At 33.5% G+C, this 24,242-nt stretch carries 21 protein-coding genes; 9 read left to right on the top strand and 12 right to left on the bottom strand.

Going from position 1 to position 24,242, the window contains the following annotated elements; translation table 11 throughout:
- Positions 1-7: 7 nt before the first annotated feature.
- From DMB68_RS20375 to DMB68_RS20360, 4 genes are all read right to left on the bottom strand, one after another.
- Positions 8-397 (bottom strand): OB-fold protein, encoded by a 390-nt coding sequence (locus DMB68_RS20375; protein ID WP_110348480.1) that lies wholly within the window; start codon positions 395-397, stop codon positions 8-10.
- A 129-nt stretch (positions 398-526) separates the two neighbouring features.
- Positions 527-2,971 (bottom strand): TonB-dependent receptor plug domain-containing protein, encoded by a 2,445-nt coding sequence (locus tag DMB68_RS20370; protein ID WP_231131702.1) that lies wholly within the window; start codon positions 2,969-2,971, stop codon positions 527-529.
- A 90-nt stretch (positions 2,972-3,061) separates the two neighbouring features.
- Positions 3,062-3,961 (bottom strand): FecR family protein, encoded by a 900-nt coding sequence (locus DMB68_RS20365; protein WP_110348478.1) that lies wholly within the window; start codon positions 3,959-3,961, stop codon positions 3,062-3,064.
- 49 nt (positions 3,962-4,010) lie between these two features.
- Positions 4,011-4,526, bottom strand: a complete 516-nt coding sequence (locus DMB68_RS20360) for an RNA polymerase sigma factor (RefSeq protein WP_110348477.1) — start codon at positions 4,524-4,526, stop codon at positions 4,011-4,013.
- 278 nt (positions 4,527-4,804) lie between these two features.
- Between DMB68_RS20360 and DMB68_RS20355 the strand changes: the two genes are divergently transcribed.
- Entirely contained in the window at positions 4,805-5,833 is a 1,029-nt protein-coding gene (locus tag DMB68_RS20355) for a hypothetical protein (RefSeq protein WP_110348476.1), read from the top strand.
- A gap of 3 nt (positions 5,834-5,836) precedes the next feature.
- Here the strand turns inward: DMB68_RS20355 and DMB68_RS20350 are convergent, their stop codons facing one another.
- Complete coding sequence (locus DMB68_RS20350) at positions 5,837-6,358, bottom strand: NADPH-dependent FMN reductase (RefSeq protein WP_165830178.1); 522 nt, start codon at positions 6,356-6,358, stop codon at positions 5,837-5,839.
- Positions 6,359-6,385: 27 nt separating this feature from the next.
- Positions 6,386-7,255, bottom strand: a complete 870-nt coding sequence (locus DMB68_RS20345) for an archaemetzincin (RefSeq protein WP_110348475.1) — start codon at positions 7,253-7,255, stop codon at positions 6,386-6,388.
- 187 nt (positions 7,256-7,442) lie between these two features.
- Between DMB68_RS20345 and rlmF the strand changes: the two genes are divergently transcribed.
- The 5 genes from rlmF to DMB68_RS20320 all read left to right on the top strand — a co-directional run bounded on the left by rlmF (position 7,443) and on the right by DMB68_RS20320 (position 14,953).
- A complete protein-coding gene (gene rlmF, locus DMB68_RS20340) occupies positions 7,443-8,393 on the top strand; it encodes a 23S rRNA (adenine(1618)-N(6))-methyltransferase RlmF (protein ID WP_110348474.1) in 951 nt (316 codons plus the stop codon).
- A gap of 109 nt (positions 8,394-8,502) precedes the next feature.
- Positions 8,503-9,441: an alpha/beta fold hydrolase gene (locus DMB68_RS20335; RefSeq protein WP_110348473.1), complete on the top strand. Its 939-nt coding sequence runs from the start codon at positions 8,503-8,505 to the stop codon at positions 9,439-9,441.
- A 65-nt stretch (positions 9,442-9,506) separates the two neighbouring features.
- Positions 9,507-11,498, top strand: a complete 1,992-nt coding sequence (gene uvrB / locus DMB68_RS20330; RefSeq protein WP_110348472.1) for an excinuclease ABC subunit UvrB — start codon at positions 9,507-9,509, stop codon at positions 11,496-11,498.
- A 66-nt stretch (positions 11,499-11,564) separates the two neighbouring features.
- Positions 11,565-12,878, top strand: a complete 1,314-nt coding sequence (tilS, locus tag DMB68_RS20325; protein WP_110348471.1) for a tRNA lysidine(34) synthetase TilS — start codon at positions 11,565-11,567, stop codon at positions 12,876-12,878.
- On the top strand, positions 12,875-14,953 hold the full coding sequence (locus tag DMB68_RS20320; protein ID WP_110348470.1) for a protein-disulfide reductase DsbD family protein: 2,079 nt from the start codon (positions 12,875-12,877) through the stop codon (positions 14,951-14,953). Before tilS ends, DMB68_RS20320 begins: the two co-directional genes overlap by 4 nt.
- A gap of 245 nt (positions 14,954-15,198) precedes the next feature.
- Here the strand turns inward: DMB68_RS20320 and DMB68_RS20315 are convergent, their stop codons facing one another.
- Positions 15,199-16,524: an ammonium transporter gene (locus tag DMB68_RS20315; protein WP_110348469.1), complete on the bottom strand. Its 1,326-nt coding sequence runs from the start codon at positions 16,522-16,524 to the stop codon at positions 15,199-15,201.
- 307 nt (positions 16,525-16,831) lie between these two features.
- On the opposite strand from DMB68_RS20315, the gene DMB68_RS20310 reads away from it, so the two are divergent.
- From DMB68_RS20310 to DMB68_RS20300, 3 genes are all read left to right on the top strand, one after another.
- Positions 16,832-17,806 (top strand): Gfo/Idh/MocA family protein, encoded by a 975-nt coding sequence (locus DMB68_RS20310; protein WP_110348468.1) that lies wholly within the window; start codon positions 16,832-16,834, stop codon positions 17,804-17,806.
- A 96-nt stretch (positions 17,807-17,902) separates the two neighbouring features.
- On the top strand, positions 17,903-19,438 hold the full coding sequence (locus DMB68_RS20305) for a YifB family Mg chelatase-like AAA ATPase (protein WP_110348467.1): 1,536 nt from the start codon (positions 17,903-17,905) through the stop codon (positions 19,436-19,438).
- A 121-nt stretch (positions 19,439-19,559) separates the two neighbouring features.
- Complete coding sequence (locus DMB68_RS20300; RefSeq protein ID WP_110348466.1) at positions 19,560-19,871, top strand: hypothetical protein; 312 nt, start codon at positions 19,560-19,562, stop codon at positions 19,869-19,871.
- Positions 19,872-20,008: 137 nt separating this feature from the next.
- Here DMB68_RS20300 and DMB68_RS20295 read toward each other — a convergent pair whose 3' ends face one another.
- The 5 genes from DMB68_RS20295 to DMB68_RS20275 form a co-directional block, all read right to left on the bottom strand.
- Positions 20,009-21,277, bottom strand: a complete 1,269-nt coding sequence (locus DMB68_RS20295; RefSeq protein WP_110348465.1) for an MFS transporter — start codon at positions 21,275-21,277, stop codon at positions 20,009-20,011.
- 6 nt (positions 21,278-21,283) lie between these two features.
- Entirely contained in the window at positions 21,284-21,508 is a 225-nt protein-coding gene (locus DMB68_RS20290) for a hypothetical protein (protein WP_110348464.1), read from the bottom strand.
- 12 nt (positions 21,509-21,520) lie between these two features.
- Complete coding sequence (locus DMB68_RS20285; RefSeq protein WP_110348463.1) at positions 21,521-22,111, bottom strand: TetR/AcrR family transcriptional regulator; 591 nt, start codon at positions 22,109-22,111, stop codon at positions 21,521-21,523.
- Between the two features lie 113 nt (positions 22,112-22,224).
- On the bottom strand, positions 22,225-23,121 hold the full coding sequence (locus DMB68_RS20280; RefSeq protein WP_110348462.1) for a helix-turn-helix domain-containing protein: 897 nt from the start codon (positions 23,119-23,121) through the stop codon (positions 22,225-22,227).
- A gap of 15 nt (positions 23,122-23,136) precedes the next feature.
- Positions 23,137-24,150, bottom strand: a complete 1,014-nt coding sequence (locus tag DMB68_RS20275) for an aldo/keto reductase (RefSeq protein WP_110348461.1) — start codon at positions 24,148-24,150, stop codon at positions 23,137-23,139.
- Between the last annotated feature and the right edge of the window lie 92 nt (positions 24,151-24,242).

The following is a 24,242-nucleotide window of genomic DNA, read 5'->3' as shown; positions in this document are numbered from 1 at the left end:
AATTTTATTAATCATTATATACTACTGAACACTCGTCCAGCTTTATCTCTCCCATCAGATCATCATATCCCACTACTCTCCCTTTCAGTGTTAACTGTTGGTCTTTTTTAATTGAAGAGTCTGATTCTTTCAGATCACAAACAATTGTATTGTCTATAATGACTTGTTTTTGGGTTATTTTGCTCACAATTCCTTTGACGGCAATGGCTTTTTCGAGGTATTTGGTATTTGACTTATCGATATCAGAATCGAACTCAGCTATAATACTTTTTGAGGAGACATTAAAAACAGCTTCTTCTGATGATACGTTTCTGGCACCGCCATACCATACGTAGCAGTAACCAAAAACTCCAAAAACAGTGATTATCAAAGCTGTTGCTATTATTTTTCTTTTCATTTTTTATTCTTTTTAAAAACGTTCAATAGTAAAACAGCCTTGATACGAATTACCCTACCAAAGAATTATTATTTTTAAAAAAAAATTGAAAGAAATGCTTAGGAATTTAAACCCTGAAAAAAGTTTGAATTAAAGAGAAACCCTAAAACTCAGATTTGGAGTTCTTTGCAATGAAAAAGTATCAACTTCTTCAATAGAATTTGACAGCGAACTTATTCTGTAATATTCACTGATTTCATTTTTCCTGTTCAGAATGTTCAGGATAGATATTCCTAATTTGTACTGAATTCCTTTTGCAGTTTCCCATTTATAAGTTGAAGAAAAATTAACCTGCGAAAAAACATTCAAATTTGTATTGTTTGGCTTGTTGTAAACCAATACTGGATCTGAAAGATCAATTCTTGATAAATCCGGAGAAGTTTTTGGCCTGCCAGAGGACCATTTTGTTCCTAATGCAATTTTGAAATTGTTTTTTTCAAAAATACCAGCCCACGATACAGTATGCGTCAACTCAAAATTATTTGGAAAACCCGGGTATTCATAATTGGCAAAATGATAATTATTATTATTATAAGTATAGCTAAGCCAGGTCAGAAAATGATTCATTCTTTTTTGAATCAGAAATTCTGTTCCTACAATTTCATAATCACCGGTTGTTCGTACAAATTCTAACTGGTTCTGAAAACCCTGACTGGCAGTTGTAATTCCGCTTACTTTTTTATAAAAATTTTCGATATCCAGCAGCCAGTCGTTCTTTTTATAGAATAAATTTAGAGATAATTGCCTGCTTCTCTGAATTGGGATTGTCGAATTATTCGAAATAATCCAACGCCTTTTTTCGATACCGAAATAATCTTTTTGCAAATCAATAATTTGTTGGGAATTTTGACTTTTCAATTCTCCCAATAGCTCTAAATTCAAATTTTTATTGAACCCATAATTAAATTGTATACGGGGTTCGGCAATATACTTTTTGAATTTTTCAATATAATTTAATCTCATTCCGGCATTCAACAGGATTCCCGAAAGTGTATCATTGTATTTTCCTTCTAAAATCAAAGCATGTGTTCTTAAAACATCTTTAGTTTTTCGATAGAAATCAGGATTACTGACTTTCTCCAAATTAGCAACACCTGTTTCACTAAACTGATAGCCATTATTAAAACTAATTTTTGAATTAATTATATGATTATTTTCTAAATTAATTCCACTATTGTCAACTGTATTTTCCTGAATAACCCTCTGATTTTCATTAGTTGTTTTTTGATTACCTAAAAGCTCATAAGAAGAATTGTAAATATTGATTTTAGTCGTATTGAAGCTATTCCAGTTTCGTTTCCATGATACATTTCCACCATAATTTTGTTGACGCAAAATATTGTCCTCCGATTTGTTTATGTTGTTTACAGAGGCACTCTGGAAAACCTTCAGGTTGTCTTTTATAGTTATGAAATCTAGTATCAGCTGATCTTTGAGACCTATTTTTTGCACGTATTTAAAAGTTGCATCGTAGAAATCAAATTCTTTATCGCTTTGATAATTGATATTTTGGGTTTTAGAAAAATCAGTAATGGTTGTGTTTTGAAACACTTTATTAAAATATTCCTTGTAAGTGGGAGTTTCTACAAAATCGGTAATTGATTTTCGTCCTGAAACTTCAATATAACTCTTTTTCGAAAGATTATATTTAGCATAGATATCGGCATTGATCATGTTGATTCCGGCACTAAAAGTATTTTTTTCAGTGTTTTCCGGAGTAGAAGAAATAGCCACTACACTTGAGACACTTTCTCCGTAAAAAGCAGAACTTCCGTTTTTATAAATAGAAATGGTGTGTGCCAAATTAGGATTGAAGACTGATATTAAACCAAAAAAATGTCCCGTCTGGTACATCCGTATTCCATTCCATAAAAACAAATTTTGATCATGTGTACCACCACGAACATTGATGCTTGATACACTTTCGTCCAGACTGTTTACGCCCGGAATCTGCTGCATGGCCTGCAAAGCATCCGGTTCGATAAGTCCCGGCAGGATACCAAACTTTTTGGGTTTAATTTCAAAGGAACCATCACTTTTTTTGGAAATTCCTGAAGCCAGAATTGCATTGGTTTTGATTTCTTCAAGTTCTGTAATTTCAGGTTCTAATATTATTTTGAGGCAATTTTTAGAATCTAAATTCCGTGTTGTTGCAGTTTTGGTCATAAAACCTATATGGCTAATTGAAAAAATGTTTTCAGAGGTTTTTTCAAATTCAAAATAACCATTTAAATCTGTTACAATTCTGGTACTGTCATTTAGATGGATGTTTGCGTTTTCAATAGGCTTTTTATCTGTGTTTGAAAAAACATATCCGCAAATTACTTTTGAATGATTCTCCTTTTTATAAATATTAATAAATTTATGATTCAGATTTTCGAAAGACAAATTGGTTTTTTCAGCAAGATATTCCAGTTTTTGTGATAACGAAAGTGACTTTTTGGGACGAACTAATTGTACACCTGCAACATTCTCCTCTGTATAATTAAAATATACATGATGCCGCTGCTCAATTTCAATCAGAATTTTTTTCAACGATATTGTTTTTCCTTTGTCCTGAGCAAAAAGGCTAAGGAAAAGGAAAAATGAAAAAATCGAAAAATGAAATTGTTTGGGGCGCAACATTTATTTTTCGTCAAAAATTATTTTATTTTCTGAAACTTTTTTTGCTTCTAAATGATAGATTGTACTTATAATTTGTAACGCTACATTCAGATCGTTAGCAGGCAATTTTCCTGTAAACAACGACGTTGCATCTTTTGCATTTAATTCAATCGTAATGTTATACTGTCTTTGAACTTCGTCTAACAAACTTTTGATATTCTCTTTATTAAAACATATCTGGTTGTCTATCCATCCCGGTTTTGATGACTTAACAGGAGTATCGAATTGCTTTCCATTTTCAAAAGTAACACTTTGTCCGTGGGTCAATATGATTTGTGTATTCGCATAATTTACTTTTACGCGGCCTTCATAACAAACTACATCAAACCTGTTTTTTCGGGCTTTGACATTGAATTGAGTTCCTAAAACAGCTACTTTTCCAAGGTTGGTCTGAACTTCAAAACGTCTGCCTTTCGAAACCCTGAAATAAGCCTCACCTTCCAGTTCAAGACGTCTGTTGTTGTCCCAGTTCCATTTTTTATAGTTAATTTCAGATCCTGAATTCAGTACAACTTCAGAATTATCAGGCAGTATAAAAGAGGTTCTTTCTCCAAAATTGGCTGTTTGGGTTTCGGGCACAAAATTTTTCATTGCAAAAGTTATCCCAAGCGCCAAAACAAAAATAGCTGTAGCACGAAACGCCCACTTTTTATATAATGGGATCACTTTTGGAGCTATTTTTTTCTGCTGAAGAATGTTTGACAACATTGCATCTTCATCCAAACCATCTACCTCTAAATGAGCAGTATAGATTTTTATCTTTTGGTATTTTTCAAAATCAGGACTAGCTTGAAATTCGGCTAATTCTTGCTCAGATAAATCATCATTTAGCCATCTGGCTAACAAATCATTCTTTTTCATTGTGTTGTACTATATTGTTAAAACAATCAGGGTTACCTTTACCCTACTTTTATAAATCAATTTCTTTACGTAAGCTTAACAAAGCCAGATGAATGCGTTTTTCTACTGCTTTTACGCTAATATTTAATTCAAGCGCAATCTCACTATATTTTTTTTTGTCGATCCGATGCATCAAAAAAGCAACGCGATGTTTTTCGTTTAAATTTCCAATGGCTTTCAAAAGTTTGTCCTGAAATTGTTTTTCCTCCAAAATATATTCGGGACTTTCATTGGTTCTGTCTAAAGTTGTAAAGTTTTTTTCATAGCGCAAAACGACTTTTTGATGTGCAATTTCATTTAAAGTACTGTTATTCGCAATAGTATAAATATACGATTTTGCTTTTTCCAAAGGAACAGAAGAACAATTTTGCCAGAGTTTCATAAACGCTTCCTGAGCAACATCTTCTGCCTGATCTTTATTACCAAATTTGTAAAAAAGAAAATTCCGAAGTGCTTTGATATGACTTTTAAAAAAAGATGAAAAAACTATTTCATCACAGGTATTGGACTGGTTTATTTTTGGCATTAGCAGTAAAATCTTTCAATTTGGAATGTACAAAAGTATTTGTTTTTAATTCAAGTAGGGTAAATGTGAAGTAAATTGTTTTTATTCAGGTATAAGAACAGAATATAATCGATGAGTATAAAGCCAGATGCTGTCTGGACTCTGAACAATTTTAATGCGATTCATTCTTTTATAAAAAGAATACCATTTATCTCAAAACTTTAAAATATTTAATAATTGATAAGATTTGAAAAAAAACAACAATTCCTAAAAATAATTACCTTTGTAAAAATATAAATATGTTTCGCTTCCAAAAATATTTATCAATAGCGTGTTTACTGTTCTTTTTCTCCTGTCAAAGCGAGATAGACGAACAGCGCCAAAATACCCAGACCGTTACTAATGCTTCTCCCCTTACCTCCTATTTACAAAGGGTTGCTATGGTAAAAACGGTACAGGATAATGTTATTGACGGATCCAGCTATTGCACCATTAAATTGCCTTATACTGTTACCGTTAATTCCGTTAATATTGCTATAAATACGACTTCAGATTACCAAAAAGTGCTGGATAATATCAATGCAAATACTACCGATGATGATATCGTAAAAATTGATTTTCCGGTGACCATGGTTTATTATAACTACACAGAAAAATTGATTCCAAATGAAGCCGATTTCGATCAATTGATTGATTACTGGAATCTTTACCCTGATCTTTTATCTAAAATAAATGGTTTAAACATCCATTATCCCATAACCATTAATATTTACAACAGTTACAATCAGATTGCAAGTTCTGTTTCTATTGCTAATGATCAGGCCTTTTTTAATTTTATAAAAAATCTGAATTCAAGTCAATATATCTCATTAAATTATCCTATTTCGATTACAGATTATAACTATCAAACAAAATCAATTACAAATAATTTAGAGTTCGAAAACGCAATTAAATATGCAATGGATAATTGTTCTGAAAATAATCTTGTATCATTGGATTTTACTGAAACAATAACCAAAGGTTCCTGGAGAATTCCTTATCTTTTTGAGGATTCAGATAAGACTTCTTTATATTCCGGATATTCATTTGTTTTTAAAAGCGATAAATCTGTTGTAGCTACAAAAGATGGAGTTTCGGAAACTGGTCAATGGGAAACTAAAATGGTGAATGGAATTAATGAATTTAAAATAAGTTTTAGTTCAAATTTACTTCACAAATTAGACTGTAACTGGAAATTATTTGAATTTAATAATTCCCTGACACGCTTGCGGGATGTAAGTAACAGCAACTATCTTTACTTTGAAAAAATAAATGCTTACGGTAAATAATCATTATAAAAACTGATTCTCAAAGTCCTGGATAAAGTTTTGAAGTGCAATTACAGTTTCACTGTTTATAATTTTTCCATCCGCATCCATTTTTCCCCGTATACCGGATATTAGAAGCTGCTGGTCTTTTTCAAATTCAGTTTCAAGGGTTTTCATGATTAACAAAAGCTGTTCATGCCCCATTTCGCCTGAAGCAGAAGCCGTAATGAGTCCTACCTTTTTCTTTGAAAAAATTGTTGTTGAAACACACCATTCAAGAGCATTTTTTAAACTTCCTGGCAAACTAAAAACATATTCGGGAGTACAGATTAGAATGCCGTCTGCAGACATGATTTTATCTCTGAATGAAACCACATTTTCCGGTGGATTATCTGTATCAAAATCCGGATTAAAATGAGGAATTTCAGCTAAACCTTCAAATATTTCCACATTAAACTGACTGTTTATATTTTCAGAAATAAATTTCAGAATTTTAAAATTACTTGAATTATGTCTGGTACTGCCTGCTATTGCTAAAATTTTCATTCTTCGAATTTACATTTATTTTAATGTTTATTGAATAGCTACTGCATCTTTCTGCGTCAGTTTCAGTGCTTCTGTCAAATTATTCCTTTTAAAATACTCCTCTAATTCCAATAATCTTTTTTTATTGTCGTATTTAATACCCGAATTTAATTTTTTCTGACAAACAGAACATAATCTTATAGAGCTCTCGTCAGTTTCACTCATACTATTAGTTCCATTCATTACACAATCTGCATGAATACAATGATGTAAACCAAACATATGACCAATTTCATGTGAACTTATTTTAAGAAGCCTAGATAAACACAAATTAAAATTATCTGAAGTCAGTTTTCCGTCCTGTAATCTATAAATAGAACTTACACCTACCTTATCGCGATAAGATGCTAATCCAAAAACAAAATTCCATTCCGGTTTAGGATACAAATCAACCTCTGTCAATCCCATCAGGGCAATTCTTTTTAAAGGCTTATCTTTTTTTAAAACATTGTCTAAAATATATCCCGCTAAAAACTGTTGGTTATTTTCATGTCCAATCCTTTGTGCAGACTCAGGAATTATATCATTAGATACTGTTTCCAAAGTTTTGCTTTTTAACTGAAAGAAAATTTCCAGATATTCCCTGAGCAATTCTATTTGTTTGTTTTGTAAAGAATTAAAATTTCCAATTGGCCTGATATAAATAATATTAGATTCATTGGTTGGAACAATATGTTTTGAATTTATGAATTGCTCATAAGTTTGTCCTCTTTCTTTATGGGAATATAACCACTCTCCTTCAACAGGTTTTGCTAATTCAACATCATTTTTTTCAATTTGATCAAAATATTCATTCCCATTCTGGTTAACGCATGTAGTACAGAGAAGTATAATAATCAAAAACGTTATTTTTTTCATATAATTTGGGGCTTATTAAAGCCAAAAATAAATAATCGAAATCAAAATTTTAATGATTCTTATAGAATTTTCTTATAGTAACAAAGTGTCAATTGTATTATTTTCAGATTTATATTACGTAGAACTTCCGCAGATAGTAGCCTAAATGCTTAAAAGGAATGACTATCTTTGCAAGGAAATTTACAAAATGAAAACACCAGACAATTCAGAAAAAAATAATTTACATCCGCGAAATCTTCATCGTTCACGATACGATTTTGAACTTCTTATTTCGAATTGTCATGAACTAAAAGCTTTTGTTTCTGTGAACAAACACAGAATCGAAACCATTGATTTCAGTAACCCGATTGCTGTAAAAATGCTTAACAAAGCTTTGCTAAAAACCTATTACGATATCCCAAATTGGGATATTCCTAAAAATTACCTTTGCCCGCCTATTCCAGGAAGAACTGATTATATTCACTATCTCGCCGATTTATTGGCCGAAGCCAACAATGGAGTTATTCCATTAGGATCATTAGTTTTAGGGTTAGACATAGGAACCGGAGCCAATTGTATTTATCCAATTTTAGGAAATGCTATTTACGATTGGAGTTTTGTAGGTACAGATATCGATGAAAAAGCAATTGAAAACTGCAGTAAAATAATCGAAGCCAATCCAAAATTGATTGATGCGATCAGCTTACAGCAACAAACGGAATCCCGTTTTATTTTCAAAAACATTATTACACCAGAAGACCGATTTACTTTCACAATGTGCAATCCGCCTTTTCACGCGTCTGCTCAGGATGCAAATCAAAGTACGGTACGTAAAGTTTCAAACTTAAATCCAAAGGAAAAGAAAATAACAAATCCTGTTTTGAATTTTGGCGGTCATAATGCTGAATTATGGTGTGATGGCGGCGAAATTGGTTTTGTAACTCAAATGATTTACGAAAGTGCCAAATATGCTATGCAATGTCAATGGTTTACTACTTTGGTTTCCAAGAAAGATAATCTGTCAAGTATTTACAAAACCCTAAACAAAGTAAATGCCGCATCGATAAAAACAATTGATATGGCTCAGGGCCAGAAAACAAGCCGCATTGTAGCCTGGACTTTTTTAAGTGAAGTACAGCAAAAATCGTGGAAACTTTAGGTTCATACTTCATGACTAAAATTGTAATTATGATAGTTTAAATTAAAATTCTGATACTTTATTGGTGCAATTTAGAAGTACCTTTAAAAGTAAATTGAATTTCACTATCATGACAAGAATACTCCTTAAATTTATACTTTTCTTTTTGCTTTTTGGTTGTGCATCTTCTAAAAAAGCAAAATTTGAAGACTACGTTTTTCAAACAAAAAAAGAAGAACAAAGCTATTTGAGTTCCTACGATAAAGCGCTAAAACTTTGGGATATTTCATATATTGAAGAAAATGTCAAAACCAGTTTCGGGACAGCTCATGTCATAGTTGCAGGACCTAAAAACGGTAAAGACCTTATACTTCTGCACGGAATGGACGCCAGCTCAACGATGTGGTATCCTAACATTAAAGCTTTAGCAAAAAATCACCGAATATATGCCATCGATTTTTTGATGGAACCCGGAAAATCTAATTTGACAGCCAAACCTCTTTCAAAAGAAGATATTGTAACCTGGTACAACGAAATTTTTTCACATTATAAATTAAAAAAGTTTGACATTGTCGCTGCTTCACGCGGAGGCTGGATAGCAACATTATTGGCTGTTCAGGAGAAAAATTCAATTGATAAAATAGTCTTGTTAAGTCCTGCGCAGACATTTAAATTTATTGACAAAGTTGGTAAAACATCCTCAGCATTAATGTTGAAACTTTTTCCAAGTGAAAAGAAATTTGGAAAAACGCTGAAAACCTTTTCTACTCATCCAGAAAAAATTAGTCCTGTTTACAAAAGACAATTTTATTTGGCAAACAAATATGCCAAATCAAATTCAAGCATGTTAAAAATGACGCCTTTTTCTAATGATGAATTAAAATCCATAAAAAATCCGGTTTTGGTACTTATTGGAGATCAGGATGTAATTAATTCTGAAGATAGTTTGGAAAAAGCAAAAGAATTTCTGCCAAACAGCAAGACAAAGATCATTAAAGATGCAGGACATTTTCTAAGCATTGATCAAACAAAAGCAGTTAATGATGTAATGGCTGATTTTTTAGAATAAGTACGACTTAGCATTAAAAGAATCGAAACTTTGTATCTTTACAAAACTAATTTCATCAGTCAAAAATGAATTTTCAAGTTTCCTCAGAATATAGTCCAAAAGGAGATCAGCCTCAGGCAATCCAAAAACTTTCACAAGGTATTGTTGATGGTGAAAAATACCAAACGCTATTAGGTGTAACCGGTTCCGGAAAAACCTTTACAATGGCCAATGTGATTCAGGAAGTACAGAAACCTACCTTGGTTTTGGCACATAACAAAACTTTGGCAGCACAGTTATATTCTGAATTCAAACAATTTTTCCCAAATAATGCAGTAGAATATTTTGTATCCTATTACGACTATTACCAGCCGGAAGCTTTTATGCCCGTAACAGGTGTTTTTATCGAAAAGGATTTATCTATCAATGAAGAACTGGAGAAAATGCGTTTAAGCACCACTTCTTCATTGCTTTCAGGACGCAGGGATATTTTAGTCGTTGCTTCGGTTTCTTGTTTGTATGGTATCGGAAACCCTGTAGAATTTCAAAAAAATGTTATTGAAATATCAAGAGATCAGGTTATTTCCCGAACTAAATTATTACACAGTTTAGTACAAAGTTTATACGCCAGAACGGAAGCAGATTTTAATCCCGGTACTTTCCGAATTAAAGGAGATATTGTCGAAGTATATCCAAGTTATGCCGATGACGCCTATCGAATTCACTTTTTTGGAGATGAAATCGAGGAAATTGAATCATTTGATGTAAAAACTTCTCAGGTTATTGAAAAATTTAAAAGGCTGACGATTTATCCGGCCAATATGTTTGTGACTTCTCCGGATGTATTGCAGGGCGCTATTTGGGAAATCCAGCAGGATTTGGTAAAACAAGTTGATTATTTTAAAGAAATAGGCAAACATCTGGAAGCGAAACGTCTTGAAGAAAGAACCAATTTTGATCTGGAAATGATTCGCGAATTAGGGTATTGCTCCGGAATTGAGAATTATTCCCGCTACCTTGACGGAAGAGAAGCAGGTACAAGGCCTTTCTGTCTGTTGGATTATTTTCCAAGTGATTATTTAATGGTGATTGATGAAAGTCATGTAACCGTTTCACAGGTTCATGCCATGTACGGAGGTGATCGCAGCCGAAAAGAAAATCTGGTAGAATATGGTTTCCGTCTGCCCGCAGCAATGGACAACCGACCCTTAAAATTTGAAGAATTCGAAGCCATGCAAAATCAGGTAGTCTATGTTTCTGCCACTCCTGCCGATTATGAATTACAAAAATCAGATGGTATTTATGTCGAACAGATTATTCGTCCAACCGGATTATTGGATCCTATTATTGAGGTAAGACCTAGTTTAAACCAGATTGATGACTTAATTGAGGAAATTCAGGTACGTTGTGAATTGGATGAAAGGGTTTTAGTAACTACTCTAACCAAAAGAATGGCCGAAGAGTTAGCTAAATATTTGACTAAAGTAGGTGTGCGCTGTCGTTACATCCACTCAGAAGTAGACACTTTGGAACGTATCGAAATTATGCAGGATTTACGAAAAGGGATTTTTGATGTATTAATCGGAGTCAATCTGCTTCGTGAGGGACTGGATTTACCGGAGGTTTCGCTAGTTGCTATTTTAGATGCTGATAAGGAAGGTTTTCTTCGTAATCACAGATCTTTAACTCAGACTATTGGTCGTGCAGCCAGAAACATAAACGGAAAAGCGATTATGTATGCTGATAAAATTACTGCCAGTATGCAAAAAACAATCGATGAAACTAATTATCGAAGAACCAAACAAATTAATTTTAATACCGAGAATGGTTTAACACCACAGGCATTAAACAAAAAAATTGAAAGCGCTTTTACCAAAAATCCATTGGTTGAATATGAATTGGGACATACGTTGCCAGCTGCTGCAGAACCTGAAACAGCCTATTTATCAAAACCTGAATTAGAGAAATTAATTCGTGAAAAACGTAAATCGATGGAAAAAGCGGCCAAAGAACTAGACTTTTTACAGGCTGCAAAATTACGTGACGATATTAAAAAATTACAAGAGCAACTTTCTTAACCTTCTTATTTATTTCAAAAGCCTTAATTTTGGAGTTCTTAAAATATTCATCTTTTAATTTTACAGATGCTTTCAAATTTTAAAAATCATATTTCGGCAAGATTTCCGTTTATGGAAAACAAAAAACTGTTTCTTGCTGTTAGTGGCGGATTGGACAGTATGGTTTTGCTGCATTTATTTCAGCAATTAGAATATAAAATTGCCGTTTTGCATTGTAATTTTCAGCTTCGCGGATTGGAAAGTTTTGGTGATCAGGATTTCATTCGAAATTACTGTGAAGAAAATAATATCTCCATTTTTACAACTCAATTTGACACCGAAGCTTTTGCAAAAGATTATAAACTTTCTATCCAAATAGCAGCCCGTGAACTTCGCTATAGCTGGTTTTACGAACTTTTGGAAACCCATAATTTCGATTATATTCTGACAGCACATCACGCAGACGATAATTTAGAAACTTTTATTATCAATCTCAGCCGTGGTACAGGATTGGACGGTTTGGTGGGAATTCCGGAAGAAAATGATAAAATTATCCGACCTCTTTTACCTTTTTCAAGAGAAGAAATCCTAAAATATGCTGAAGAAAATAATATCGAATGGCGGGAAGACAGCAGCAATGCTTCTAATAAATATCTCCGAAATAAAATCCGTCATGATTTGGTTCCGGTCTTAAAAGAGATCAATCCAAACTTTTTGAAAGCTTTTCAAAAAACGCAATCCTATCTTCAGGAATCAAACGAGATGGCTGAAGACGCTTCGATTATGATTTACCAGCAGGTAGCAAAAGAAGCCGGTGAAGAAATCCATTTCAATTTAAACCAGCTTAAAAAATTACCTAACTATAAACCGTATTTGTACCAGTGGCTTAATGAATTTGGATTTCTGGCATGGAATGATATTTATGATTTAGTAGACGGACAATCCGGTAAACAGATTTTTTCAGCAGAATTTCGATTGCTAAAAAACAGAGATACATTGATTTTAAGTCCGATTGCAGAGATACCTGAAAAAGAAGAATTTGAAATCAACGAAAGTGACCAGGAAGTTAATTTTCCCTTAAAGTTGAGTCTTTGTAACGTTAGTCACATAACTATAGATTCAAATAAAGTTATATTTGTGGATGCTGAAAAAATTCAGTACCCGTTGATTTTACGAAAATGGCAGGAAGGCGATTCTTTTCAGCCTTTTGGCATGAACGGAAAGTCAAAAAAAATTAGCAAACTTTTTAAAGATGAAAAGTTATCCCTGATAGAAAAAGAAAACAGCTGGCTTTTATGTTCGAATGATCAGATTGTATGGGTTGTTGGAATCAGGCAGGACGAAAGATTTAAAATAGAAGATACCTCAAATAAAATACTTAAAATAGAATTACAAGAATGAAGTCAAACACAAATCGTCAGGTTATAATTTCGAATATTTGGAATAAACTTACTGTATTTTTAATGGTTTTTATTTTTGCTTTTGCAAAAGGAAACGCTCAGATTTTAGAACCTGTAAAATGGACATCTAAAATCGAAAAGAAATCTGAAACCAATTTTGTTTTAATTTTTGACGGAATTATAGAAAAGGAATGGCACATGTATTCGCAATTTACGCCGGAAGGCGGTCCTCTGGCTTTGGAAATTGCTTTTAAAAATCAAAAAGGAAATTATGAATTAATCGGCAAAGCCAAAGAGGGAAAAACGAAAACTGCCTTTAATGATATTTTTGGAGTAAACGAAACCTTTTTTGAAGGAAAAGCGCATATTGAACAGGAAATTAAAGTTATAAATCCTAATTTAAAAACCGTCGAGGCTGAATTTGATTTTCAGGTTTGTAAAGAAGTCTGCATCAATTCGAATAAAAAATTCTCGATTGCTATTCCGTCATTATCAAAAGTAGAAGCTGCAATTCCGACAATAACTGAAGCTAAATTAGATGAAACAAAAGTGCCGGCTTTGGTTGTGGATACTTTAAATACAACTGTAAAGACCGCTAAAACTGAAACAGTGCAAACGAAGTTGGATGTAAAAGAAAAAGCACAAGCCCCTGCTTCAGCCAGAAGTTTATGGTCTGTATTTTTGGTAGCATTCTTATTTGGATTTACAGCATTGCTTACACCTTGTGTTTTTCCAATGATTCCTATGACAGTAAGTTTTTTCACTAAGCAAAGTAAAACAAGAGCTTCCGGAATTAGAAATGCAATTATTTATGGAATTTCCATTATTGTAATTTATGTTTCATTAGGATTTTTGGTTTCCTGGATTTTTGGTGCAGATGCTTTAAATTCTTTGGCAACAAATGTTTGGTTTAATATCGGTTTCTTTGTTTTATTAATCATTTTTGCTACTTCTTTTTTAGGAGGATTTGAAATTATGTTACCTAATTCATGGGCTAATAAAGTCGATCAACAAGCAGACAGAGGTGGAATAATTGGAATATTGTTTATGGCTTTGGCCCTGGCTATTGTTTCTTTCTCCTGCACAGGTCCTATTGTTGGCTCACTTTTAGTTGAAGCTGCAACCAATGGAGTTATTGGTCCTATCGTTGGAATGTTTGGGTTTTCATTAGCATTGGCTTTACCTTTTATGCTATTTGCGATGTTCCCTGGATGGTTAAATTCATTACCAAAATCCGGTGGATGGCTGAATACGGTAAAAGTAGTTTTAGGATTTTTGGAATTAGCATTTGCTTTCAAATTTTTATCGAATGCCGATTTGGTTTTACAATTGCATTTTCTGGAAAGAGAAGTTTTCTTAGCAATCTGGATTGCCATTTTTGGAGCTTTGGCATTGTATTTATTCGGAAAAATTACATTGCCTCATGACAGTCCATTACAACATATTTCTGTGGGAAGATTATATTTAGGATTGCTTACTTTGGCTTTTACAGTTTATTTAATTCCTGGTCTTTGGGGAGCACCTTTGAAATTGATTAGTGCTTTTCCGCCACCGCCCACATATAGTGAAAGTCCGTTTGGGATAGGTAGTTCAGGTGTTCCAAATAAAACAAAAAAATTGCCGAGGGGGGCGAAATTAGGACCTCATGGTATCATTGTTTTTGACGATTATGAAAATGGGCTGGCTTATGCAAAATCCGTAAATAAGCCTATTATGCTGGATTTTACAGGACATGCCTGTCAAAATTGTCGTCTTATGGAAAACAATGTCTGGTCTGATCCAACTATTTTACCAATCTTAAAAAATGATGTGGTTTTAATTTCTTTATATGTTGATGATAAACGTCCTTTACCTAAGAATAAACAATTTATGACTGCTTCAGGGGAAAAAATTGAAACTATTGGTGATAAATGGACTGAGTTTATGATTTCAAAATATAAAACCAATACCCAGCCTTTATATGTAATCACTGATTTGGATGGCAAAAATTTAAACGATTCAAAACCTACTATTAGTTATGTTGGTGTTGAGGAATATTCAACCTGGTTAAAACAAGGGATTTCAAATTTCAAGTAATTTTTATTTGTTGACTATTTTGTTTTTTTGATAGAAGACTTGAAAAACTGATTGTTGTATTCTATTCTTGATAGAGGCGATATCCTTGCGTAGTTTACGAAACAAAAGAGCAGAAAGAGGGAATATTATTCTAAAATAACGAATTATACTGCTTCTAATAATTATATAGAGCTGAAAATTCAAAAACAAAATGCCCTCTAAGTTTAGCTTAGAGGGCATTTTTATATGGCAAAGAATATTGATTCTTATAAGAATTCTCCGTGTTGAGAGATATCTAATCCTAATTCTTCTTTTTCTTCAGTAACTCTTAGAGGAGTAATTTTGTTTACAATAAAGAATAATGCATATGAAGCTGCAAAAGCAAATATTGAAACCAATACTAATGCTTTTAATTGCGTTAAGAATAAAGTAGCATCACCAAATATTAACCCTTGGTTATCTCCTACTACTGAATTAACTGTATTTGATGCAAAAACTCCGGTTAATAACATTCCTACCATACCACCAACACCGTGACAAGCAAAAACATCCAAAGCATCGTCAATTTTTCCTTTAGGGAATTTGCTAACTACAAGATTACTAATTACAGCAGCGATAATACCGATTGCCAATGCATGAGGGATAGATACAAAACCAGCTGCTGGCGTGATAGCTACCAAACCTACAACAGCACCAATACATGCTCCCATTGCAGATAATTTGTGGCCTAATATTTTATCAAGGAAAACCCAAGCCATTGCTGCAGAAGCAGCTGCAACAGTTGTAGTTCCTAAAGCCTGAGCAGCAAGACTTCCTGCTCCAACTGCAGAACCTGCATTGAAACCAAACCATCCAAACCATAATAAACCTGTACCTAATAATACATAAGTAATTCTCGCTGGATTTACTTTTTGAACTTTACGTTTTCCTAAGAAGATAGCTCCTGCTAATGCAGCCCAACCAGCACTCATGTGTACTACTGTTCCACCTGCAAAATCTAAAACTCCCCATCCGAAGAATAATCCATCAGGATGCCATGTCATGTGACATAATGGAGCGTAAATAAATAATATGAATAAAACCATAAATAACAAGTAAGCCCAGAAACGTACACGCTCTGCAAAAGCTCCTGTAATTAAGGCCGGGGTAATGATTGCAAATTTTGCCTGAAACAATGCAAAAAGGATGAAAGGAATTGTTGGTGCTAACTCCCAGGCAGTATTGGCACTGACACCCTGAAAAAAGATATTTGAAGTAGGATCTCCTATGAAACCGCCTATTGATGGACCAAAACATAATCCAAAAGCAATAACTACCCATAGAATAGTAACAATTACCATGGCCATAAAACTTTGCAGCATGGTACTAATTACGTTTTTCTTACCAACCATACCTCCGTAGAAGAAACCTAAACCTGGTGTCATTAATAATACAAAAGCAGTTGCAACAACCATCCATGCGGTATCCCCTGTGTCCATTTTCAATTCGACAACATGAGCTCCTAATGTTTTTGATTCAGTAACAAATGAAATAGAAAAAATGGACAGTAACAAAATTGTGATAAGAATCACACTTAAAATAATTTTTCGCATCGTTATTTAGTTTTAAAATTTTTGATAAAAATATAAAATCATTACATACACCCCATAAAAAATAGCACCTAATGTTTGATTTTTGTTAATTTTTCATTTTACACCCCTTTGTTTTGCACCTATTTGTTAAAACATATCTAAAATTTACAAAATATTAATCCTGACTTAAAAAAAAATCAAGTTTTTGTCGTTTTCTCTGCATATAATATGTAAGAAATAGGACATAGTGTGTGAAAAATATATCTAATATTTGATTGGGTTGCTTTATCTTTGATTGTTTTAACATTTTTTATAATTATAATTTAAGATGAATAAAGATCAAAAAATAAGATGGGGTATTGTTGGTTTAGGAAATATAGCCAATCAGTTTGCTGACGACTTAGAATTAATTGAAGAAGCCGAATTGTATGCTGTAGCTTCAAGGAGTATTGCTAAAGCAAATGAATTTGCAAAAAAGTATGATTGCGATAAATTTTACGGTTCCTATAATGATCTCTTTGAAGACCATAATGTTGATATTGTCTACATAGCAACACCTCACGATTCACACGCAGAATTGTCAATTCTGGCAATGAAAAACGGAAAACATGTATTGTGCGAAAAGCCTTTATCCTTATCCTATAATGATGCTGTGCAAATGATTGAAGCTTCAAAAAAATATAATAAATTTTTCATGGAAGCTTTTTGGACGCGATTTATTCCGTCAATTCGAGAACTGCTGTCTAAAGTGGAAAATGGTGAGATAGGTGAAGTTAAATATCTTAAGGCTGATTTCGCTTATTATAATAATGAATTAGGACTTAGACTGACAGACAAAAAATTAGGAGGCGGAGCTCTTTATGATATCGGAGTTTATCCTCTGTTTCTATCTTATATTATACTCGGAATTCCGGAAGAAATCATAGCAAAATCAACTTATTATACAACCGGGGTCGATTTGCAGACAACTATGATTTTACAATATGCGGCGGCTCAGGCAGTTTTACATGCCGGTTTAGTTTCTGCTTCTGATATGAAAGCTACTATTAGTGGAACCCGGGGAAGAATTGACATTGATTCCCCTTGGTTTATGACAGACGGATATTCCATTATTGAAAAAGAACAGGAAAAAAATTTTAAGATTCCAAATATTGGAAAAGGGTATGCACATGAAGCAATTGAATGTCATCTTTGTATCAGACAGAATCAAATTGAAAGCAAACTTTGGTCACATCAAAACAGTTTAGAATTAAGCAGTATAGTTGAAAAAGTGAAAAATGAGATTGGCTTAGAATTCGATTAAATCACAACAAAATTTATTAATTGTAATACTTTATTTATTAAAATATTTCTTTATTTTGCTGAAGTAAAAAAATATTTACAAATTAAGACATAAAGTATGCTGATTAAAGTTTTTGGAAGTGCTGTTTTTGGGGTTGAAGCTACTACTATAACTGTAGAAGTGAATATGGATAAAGGAATTGGTTACCATTTGGTAGGCTTGCCGGACAATGCCATAAAAGAAAGCAGTTATCGCATAGCTGCAGCCCTTAAGAATAATGGTTATGCTATGCCAGGTAAAAAGATAACCATAAATATGGCACCTGCTGATTTGCGCAAAGAAGGCTCTGCTTATGATTTGACTTTAGCCATTGGAATTTTAGTAGCTTCAGACCAGATAAAGGCAGCCGAAATTGATCGCTATATTATTATGGGCGAACTTTCATTGGATGGAAGTTTACAATCCATAAATGGTGCACTTTCAATTGCTATTAAAGCTAAAGAAGAAGGCTATAAAGGCTTTTTCCTTCCTAAGCAAAATGCAAAAGAAGCGGCCATTGTTGCAGGGCTAGATGTTTACGGGGTAGAAAATGTTCAGGAAGTCATTGATTTCTTTGAAGGAAAAGGAACTTTAGAACCAACCATTATTGATACCCGTGCAGAATTTTACAAAACCCTGGATTTTCCCGAATTTGATTTCTCTGATGTCCGTGGGCAGGAAAGCATTAAACGCTGTATGGAAATTGCAGCAGCCGGAGGGCATAATATCATTTTGATTGGTCCGCCGGGAGCAGGAAAAACAATGCTGGCCAAAAGATTACCAAGTATTTTGCCTCCAATGACCTTGAGAGAAGCCTTAGAAACGACAAAAATTCATAGCGTTGCCGGAAAATTAAAAGAAGTTGGTTTGATGAATCAGAGGCCATTTCGTAGTCCGCATCATACTATTTCGAATGTAGCACTTGTTGGCGGGGGAAGTTATCCTCAGCCGGGAGAAATCTCTATGGCACATAACGGCGTTTTATTTCTGGATGAATTGCCGGAATTTAAAAGAGATGTTTTAGAAGTTATGCGACAACCATTGGAAGACAGGGAAGTAACAATCTCCAGAGCTAAATTTACAGTGACCTATCCTTCTTCATTTATGCTCGTAGCAAGTATGAACCCGAGTCCGAGTGGATTTTTTAATGATCCTTCTATGCCTAATACCTCATCTCCCCATGAAATGCAAAGGTATATGAGTAAAATTTCAGGCCCTTTATTAGACCGAATTGATATTCATATTGAAGTTACCCCTGTCCCTTTCGAAAAATTATCAGACGATAATAAAGCTGAGAGCAGCGTTTCAATCAGAGAAAGAGTTACAGCGGCACGTGAAATCCAGTCTGTTCGATTTGAAGAGTTATCTAATATTCATTATAATGCACAAATGAGTAGTAAATTAATCCGTGAATATTGCACCCTTGATTCACAATCCAAAGAATTACTAAAAACTGCAATGGAACGATTAAACCTTTCAGCCAGAGCTTATGATCGAATTTTAAAAGTCGCCAGAACTATTGCTGATTTAGATACTGCTCCTCAAATAGTTTCATCGCATATTGCGGAAGCGATTCAATATAGAAGTTTGGATCGTGATGGGTGGTTGGGATAAGCATTTAAAGAGTTTTAAAAAAAATACTCAATATTACAGAAGCAGCATTACAATAGTTTTCATATAATTGGAGAAAATTGATAGAGATTGTATTTTTGTATAATATTAAATAACCAATAAAATGAAAAACACAATAGAAATTGATGGTACCAATGATGACATTTGGAATTTTGACGGAGCAAGAGCAAATTGGAATATATCAACACTTACAGTAATAAAAAATAATCTCAGATTAGATGATATTTGTGTAATAAAACTTCCAACTTATAATGTTGATAATATTATCAACAATGTTCTTGCCTGCTTTAAATATTTTATTGTAGATTTTGATGAGAATTTTACTTTTGAAATCAACAACAATACAATTGAGTTAACCAGAGTTGATGATAAGGAATATTATAAAATAGATATCTTAAACGTAAACAAGATATAAACTACACAAACTAGATTTCACAATTAATCACATAAAAATAAAACAATTAACACGTTCACAACTGATATCTATGAAGATTGGAATCCAAAAAAAAAGACAACTCAAAAAGTTGTCTTAAAATATAATGTATACATTTCTTAAATTTCATGAATTACCGAAACAGGTTCTGTGCTTTCTCCAGTTTTTCTTTTTATAAGCTTGCTCACACGATACATTAATAATATTGATACGATCGAAATGGCAATAATGATAAATCCTAATGTATTGTAATGTTCCAATGGACTAAATTTATCTTTTTGCAACACAATTGTTCCGGCAAAAGCGGCTGCAATACCACCCGCTATTTGCTGCAATGAAGAGTTTATACTCATAAACGCTCCCCTGTCCTGCATTGCCGGTATTGAAGTTACCAAAGCGGTTGAAGGAACCATTCGACCCATAATTCCCATCATCATTAATACATTTAAAATTGCAACTAACCAAAGCGGTGTTACGCTAAGATTTGTATAAACTCCAATCATAATAATTGTCCATACGGAAGCATAAGTAAATATTTTAAATTTATCTATTTTATCGCTTAATTTCCCCATTATAGGCATAATCAACAAAGTAGACAGACCGGCAATCATAAATACAATTGGTAATTCTTCCTGAGTAATTTTTAAATTATTAATAGCAAAAGCACTTCCAAAAGGCATCATCATAAATCCGCCTATTGAAAGTAACGCCGTAGCTGTAAACCCAATTCTGTATTCCTTCTTTTGGATAGTATGTATTAAATGGGTAAAAGCAGATTTATCATGTTGAAAGCTCAAATGTGCATTAATTGGTTTCAGTTTAACAGCAATTGATCCTGCTACTATAGCCGCCATTCCAGCTACCCATAAAAAAGGTGCGTGCCAGCCCCAGGCATTTGCAAGATATAATCCAATTGGAATCCCAAGAATTTGACTTGCCCCAAAACCCATTTGGAGAAATCCCATAACACGGCCACGCTGTTGAAGAGCAAACAAATCAGCTACAATTGCCATAGAAATAGAACCTATCACACCACCAAATAAACCTGTAACTATTCTGGCAGCAACAAGTAAAGGATAAGAATTCACAACACCGCATAATATTGTACCGCCTATGAAACCAATGTAAAAGAATAGTAATAATTTTTTTCTGTCGAATTTATCCGCAAAACCAGCGGTAAGAAGCCCTGAAATTCCTGCACTGAAAGCATATGCCGAAACCACCAAACCAAATCGTGTGGGTTTTAAATCTAAATCCTTCATCAGGATATCGCCTAACGGAGACATCACCATAAAATCCAGAATTACTGTAAATTGAGTAATGGCGAGTATAAAAACTGCAAATTTTTGATAACCAGTAAAAGGTATCGTTTGATTTTGTTCTTTCATTTTAGTTTAATCTAATGGTGTGCAATTGAAATTGTGTCTTTTAACAATATTGATTATTTGTTCTTCAGAAAGTGTTTTGCTTACAATTCTTAAAACGCAATCAATATCTTCCTGATCAATATTCCATTGATGAATTTCTGAAATTTCATTAAGTGTTTGACTTATTAATTGTTTGTCGTTATTGGTTCTAATGTTGGTTGCAAATACCAATATGTTTTGTGTATTTTCCATATCTTGATATTATTAAGGTGTCAGTGCTTTTATTACTAATTCAAATGCCTCATCCATTTTTTCCTGTGTCAGTTTAAAAGGCATACCATTAAAGCTTTTCCCTTCATTTTCAAAACGCAGTAAAGCATATAGTGGGCCATAAGCAACACTCCAAAATACTTCGATAGAAATCGGAAGCAGTTCTTTTCTTTCAAAAGCATTTTCTATAAAGTGCCACATTGCCGATTTAAATTCGGCAAGGCTCTCTTCTAAAAGAGAGTCCCGATAACTAGAATGACTTAATGCTTCCCAACAGGCAACTTTCAATGGATTTTTTAAAGCAAAACGAGCCCTGTTTTCCCACTGCTTTCGTAATCCTTCTTTAAAAGACATAGTTGGAGAGAAATCCTTAATCATTTCACTAAAAAAGGCCTGTCCGATTTCTGTTCCAATCTTCTTTATTAAATCATCTTTGTCTGTATAATAAATATATAAAGTGGCAACAGAAACGCCGCTTTCTTTTGCCAGTCGATTCATTCCAAAGCCTTCAATACCATATTTTACAAGCATTTCAATAGCTTTCTGTTTTACGACATCCTCTTTATTTGTATCTCTGGTTCGCATTATTTGTATTTTAACGAAGCAAATGTATTAAATATAAATGAATGTTCGCTTATTTATAAAAAAAATAACCCACATAAAAATGGATTATTTTAAAAAATGAAAAAGATAAATATTTAGTTAAACGATTGCCTAAATTCTAACGGTGACAATTTCGTTTTCTTTTTGAATAAGGTACTAAACGATTGCGCATGTTCAAATCCGAGTTCATAAGCAATTTCGCTTACCGAAAGTTCAGTTAGCGAAAGTTTCTCTTTCGCTTTGCTGATGAGCTTTTCGTGTATATGTTGCTGCGTGTTTTGTCCGGTTTGGATTCTCAAAAGGTCACTCAGGTAATTAGGAGAGATATTCATCCCTTCGGCAATTTGATGAACAGTTAAAAGTCCTTTTCCAGATGATGATTTTTCAAAATAATCATTCAGATACGTTTCAAATTTGGTCAGAAGCTGATGACTTCCACTTTTTCGGGTAATGAATTGTCTTTCGTAAAAACGTTTGGAATAATTTAGCAACAATTCAATCTGAGACAAAATAATTTCCTGAGTATGCTGGTCTATATGCTGACATTCTTTATCTATTTTATGGAGTATTTCCAGCAGATCGTTTTCTTCATCTTCGGATAAATGCAAAGCTTCATTCACTGCGTAAGAGAAAAACCCATATGAAGAAATAGTATTTGCTAAAGAATGTTTCAATAAAAAATCTTGATGAAAAATCAGTAAATAACCATTGGAATCACATTGCACATTTTGCAGATCAAGATACTGAACCTGATTCGGTGCCGTAAAACTCAGCACACCTTTGTCGTAGTCATAATGCTGTTGTCCGTATCTTATTTTTCCTGTCGCATTTCTTTTCAATGCTACACAGTAAAATCTGTTTACAAAACCTTTCCAAATCTCATCTTCCAGAAAAATACTTTCGGACAGATTGATGACGCTTACCAACGGATGTTTCGGTTCGGGAAGTGACAACAATCTGTGAAATTTGGAAATGGAGGCAATTGTATTCATTACTGTAAATTTAAATTAATAATCTAAAAGTCCCATACTGAATTCGTCATATGGCGCACCGGTATCAGTTCCTAAAGGTACGATGTTTTCCAGTTTTTGTAATTCAGATTCGCTCAATACGATTTTGCTTGCTTCGATATTTTGTTCAATATATTTTCTGCGTTTCGTTCCCGGAATTGGAACTATTCCTTTGCTAATAATCCACGCCAAAGCTAATTGAGAGGAGGTGATATTTTTTTCTTTTGCTAATTCTTCCACAGCTTCTACGAGTTCAATGTTTTTATAGAAATACTGTTTCTGAAAACGCGGAATTGCTCTTCGAAAATCATTTTCGGGTAAATCATCAATTGTACGGATTTGTCCGGATAAAAAACCTCTTCCCAAAGGTGAATAAGCGACAAAACCAATTCCTAACTCATTCAAAGTTTTGATGACACCTTTTTCCTCAACCGTTCTTTCAAACAAAGAATATTCACTTTGAACAGCTGTAATGGGATGAACAGCGTGGGCTCTTTTTACAGTTTCTGAAGATACTTCGGATAATCCTATGTAACCAACTTTTCCTTCTTTTACTAGCTCAGACATCGCTTCAACTGTTTCTTCAATAGGTGTGTTTTTATCTAGACGATGCATATAATAAAGGTCAATGTAATCGGTTTTTAGATTTTTAAGGGAACGTTCTACTGATTTTTTTACATAATCTTTCTTTCCATTTATTTTCCATGTTACTTGCTCCTTTTCGTCGATTTCCCAACCGAATTTCGTGGCGATACTATATTCGTCACGATTTCCTTCGATGGCTTTTGCAATGAGTTGCTCATTTTTAAAAGGACCATACAAATCTGCCGTATCGAGGAAATTTCCACCCAATTCCAAAGAGCGATGAATAGTTGCGATGGCTTCTTTCTCATCGCTTTTACCATACATATCTGCATCTCCAAAACCTGTCATTCCCATACATCCCAAACCGATATTCGGAATGATTAAACCCTGACTTCCTAATTTTACCTGATTCTTATTCTTATTCATAATATTGATTTTAATAGTACAAAGTTGAAGAGAAATCAGGAATCTCATGTTTGCAAAATGATGATTATTGTATGCAAATTACGGATAGGTAA

Source organism: Flavobacterium hydrophilum, assembly GCF_003202405.1.
Taxonomy (GTDB): domain Bacteria; phylum Bacteroidota; class Bacteroidia; order Flavobacteriales; family Flavobacteriaceae; genus Flavobacterium; species Flavobacterium hydrophilum.
This window is presented reverse-complemented; position numbering and strand designations above follow the sequence as displayed.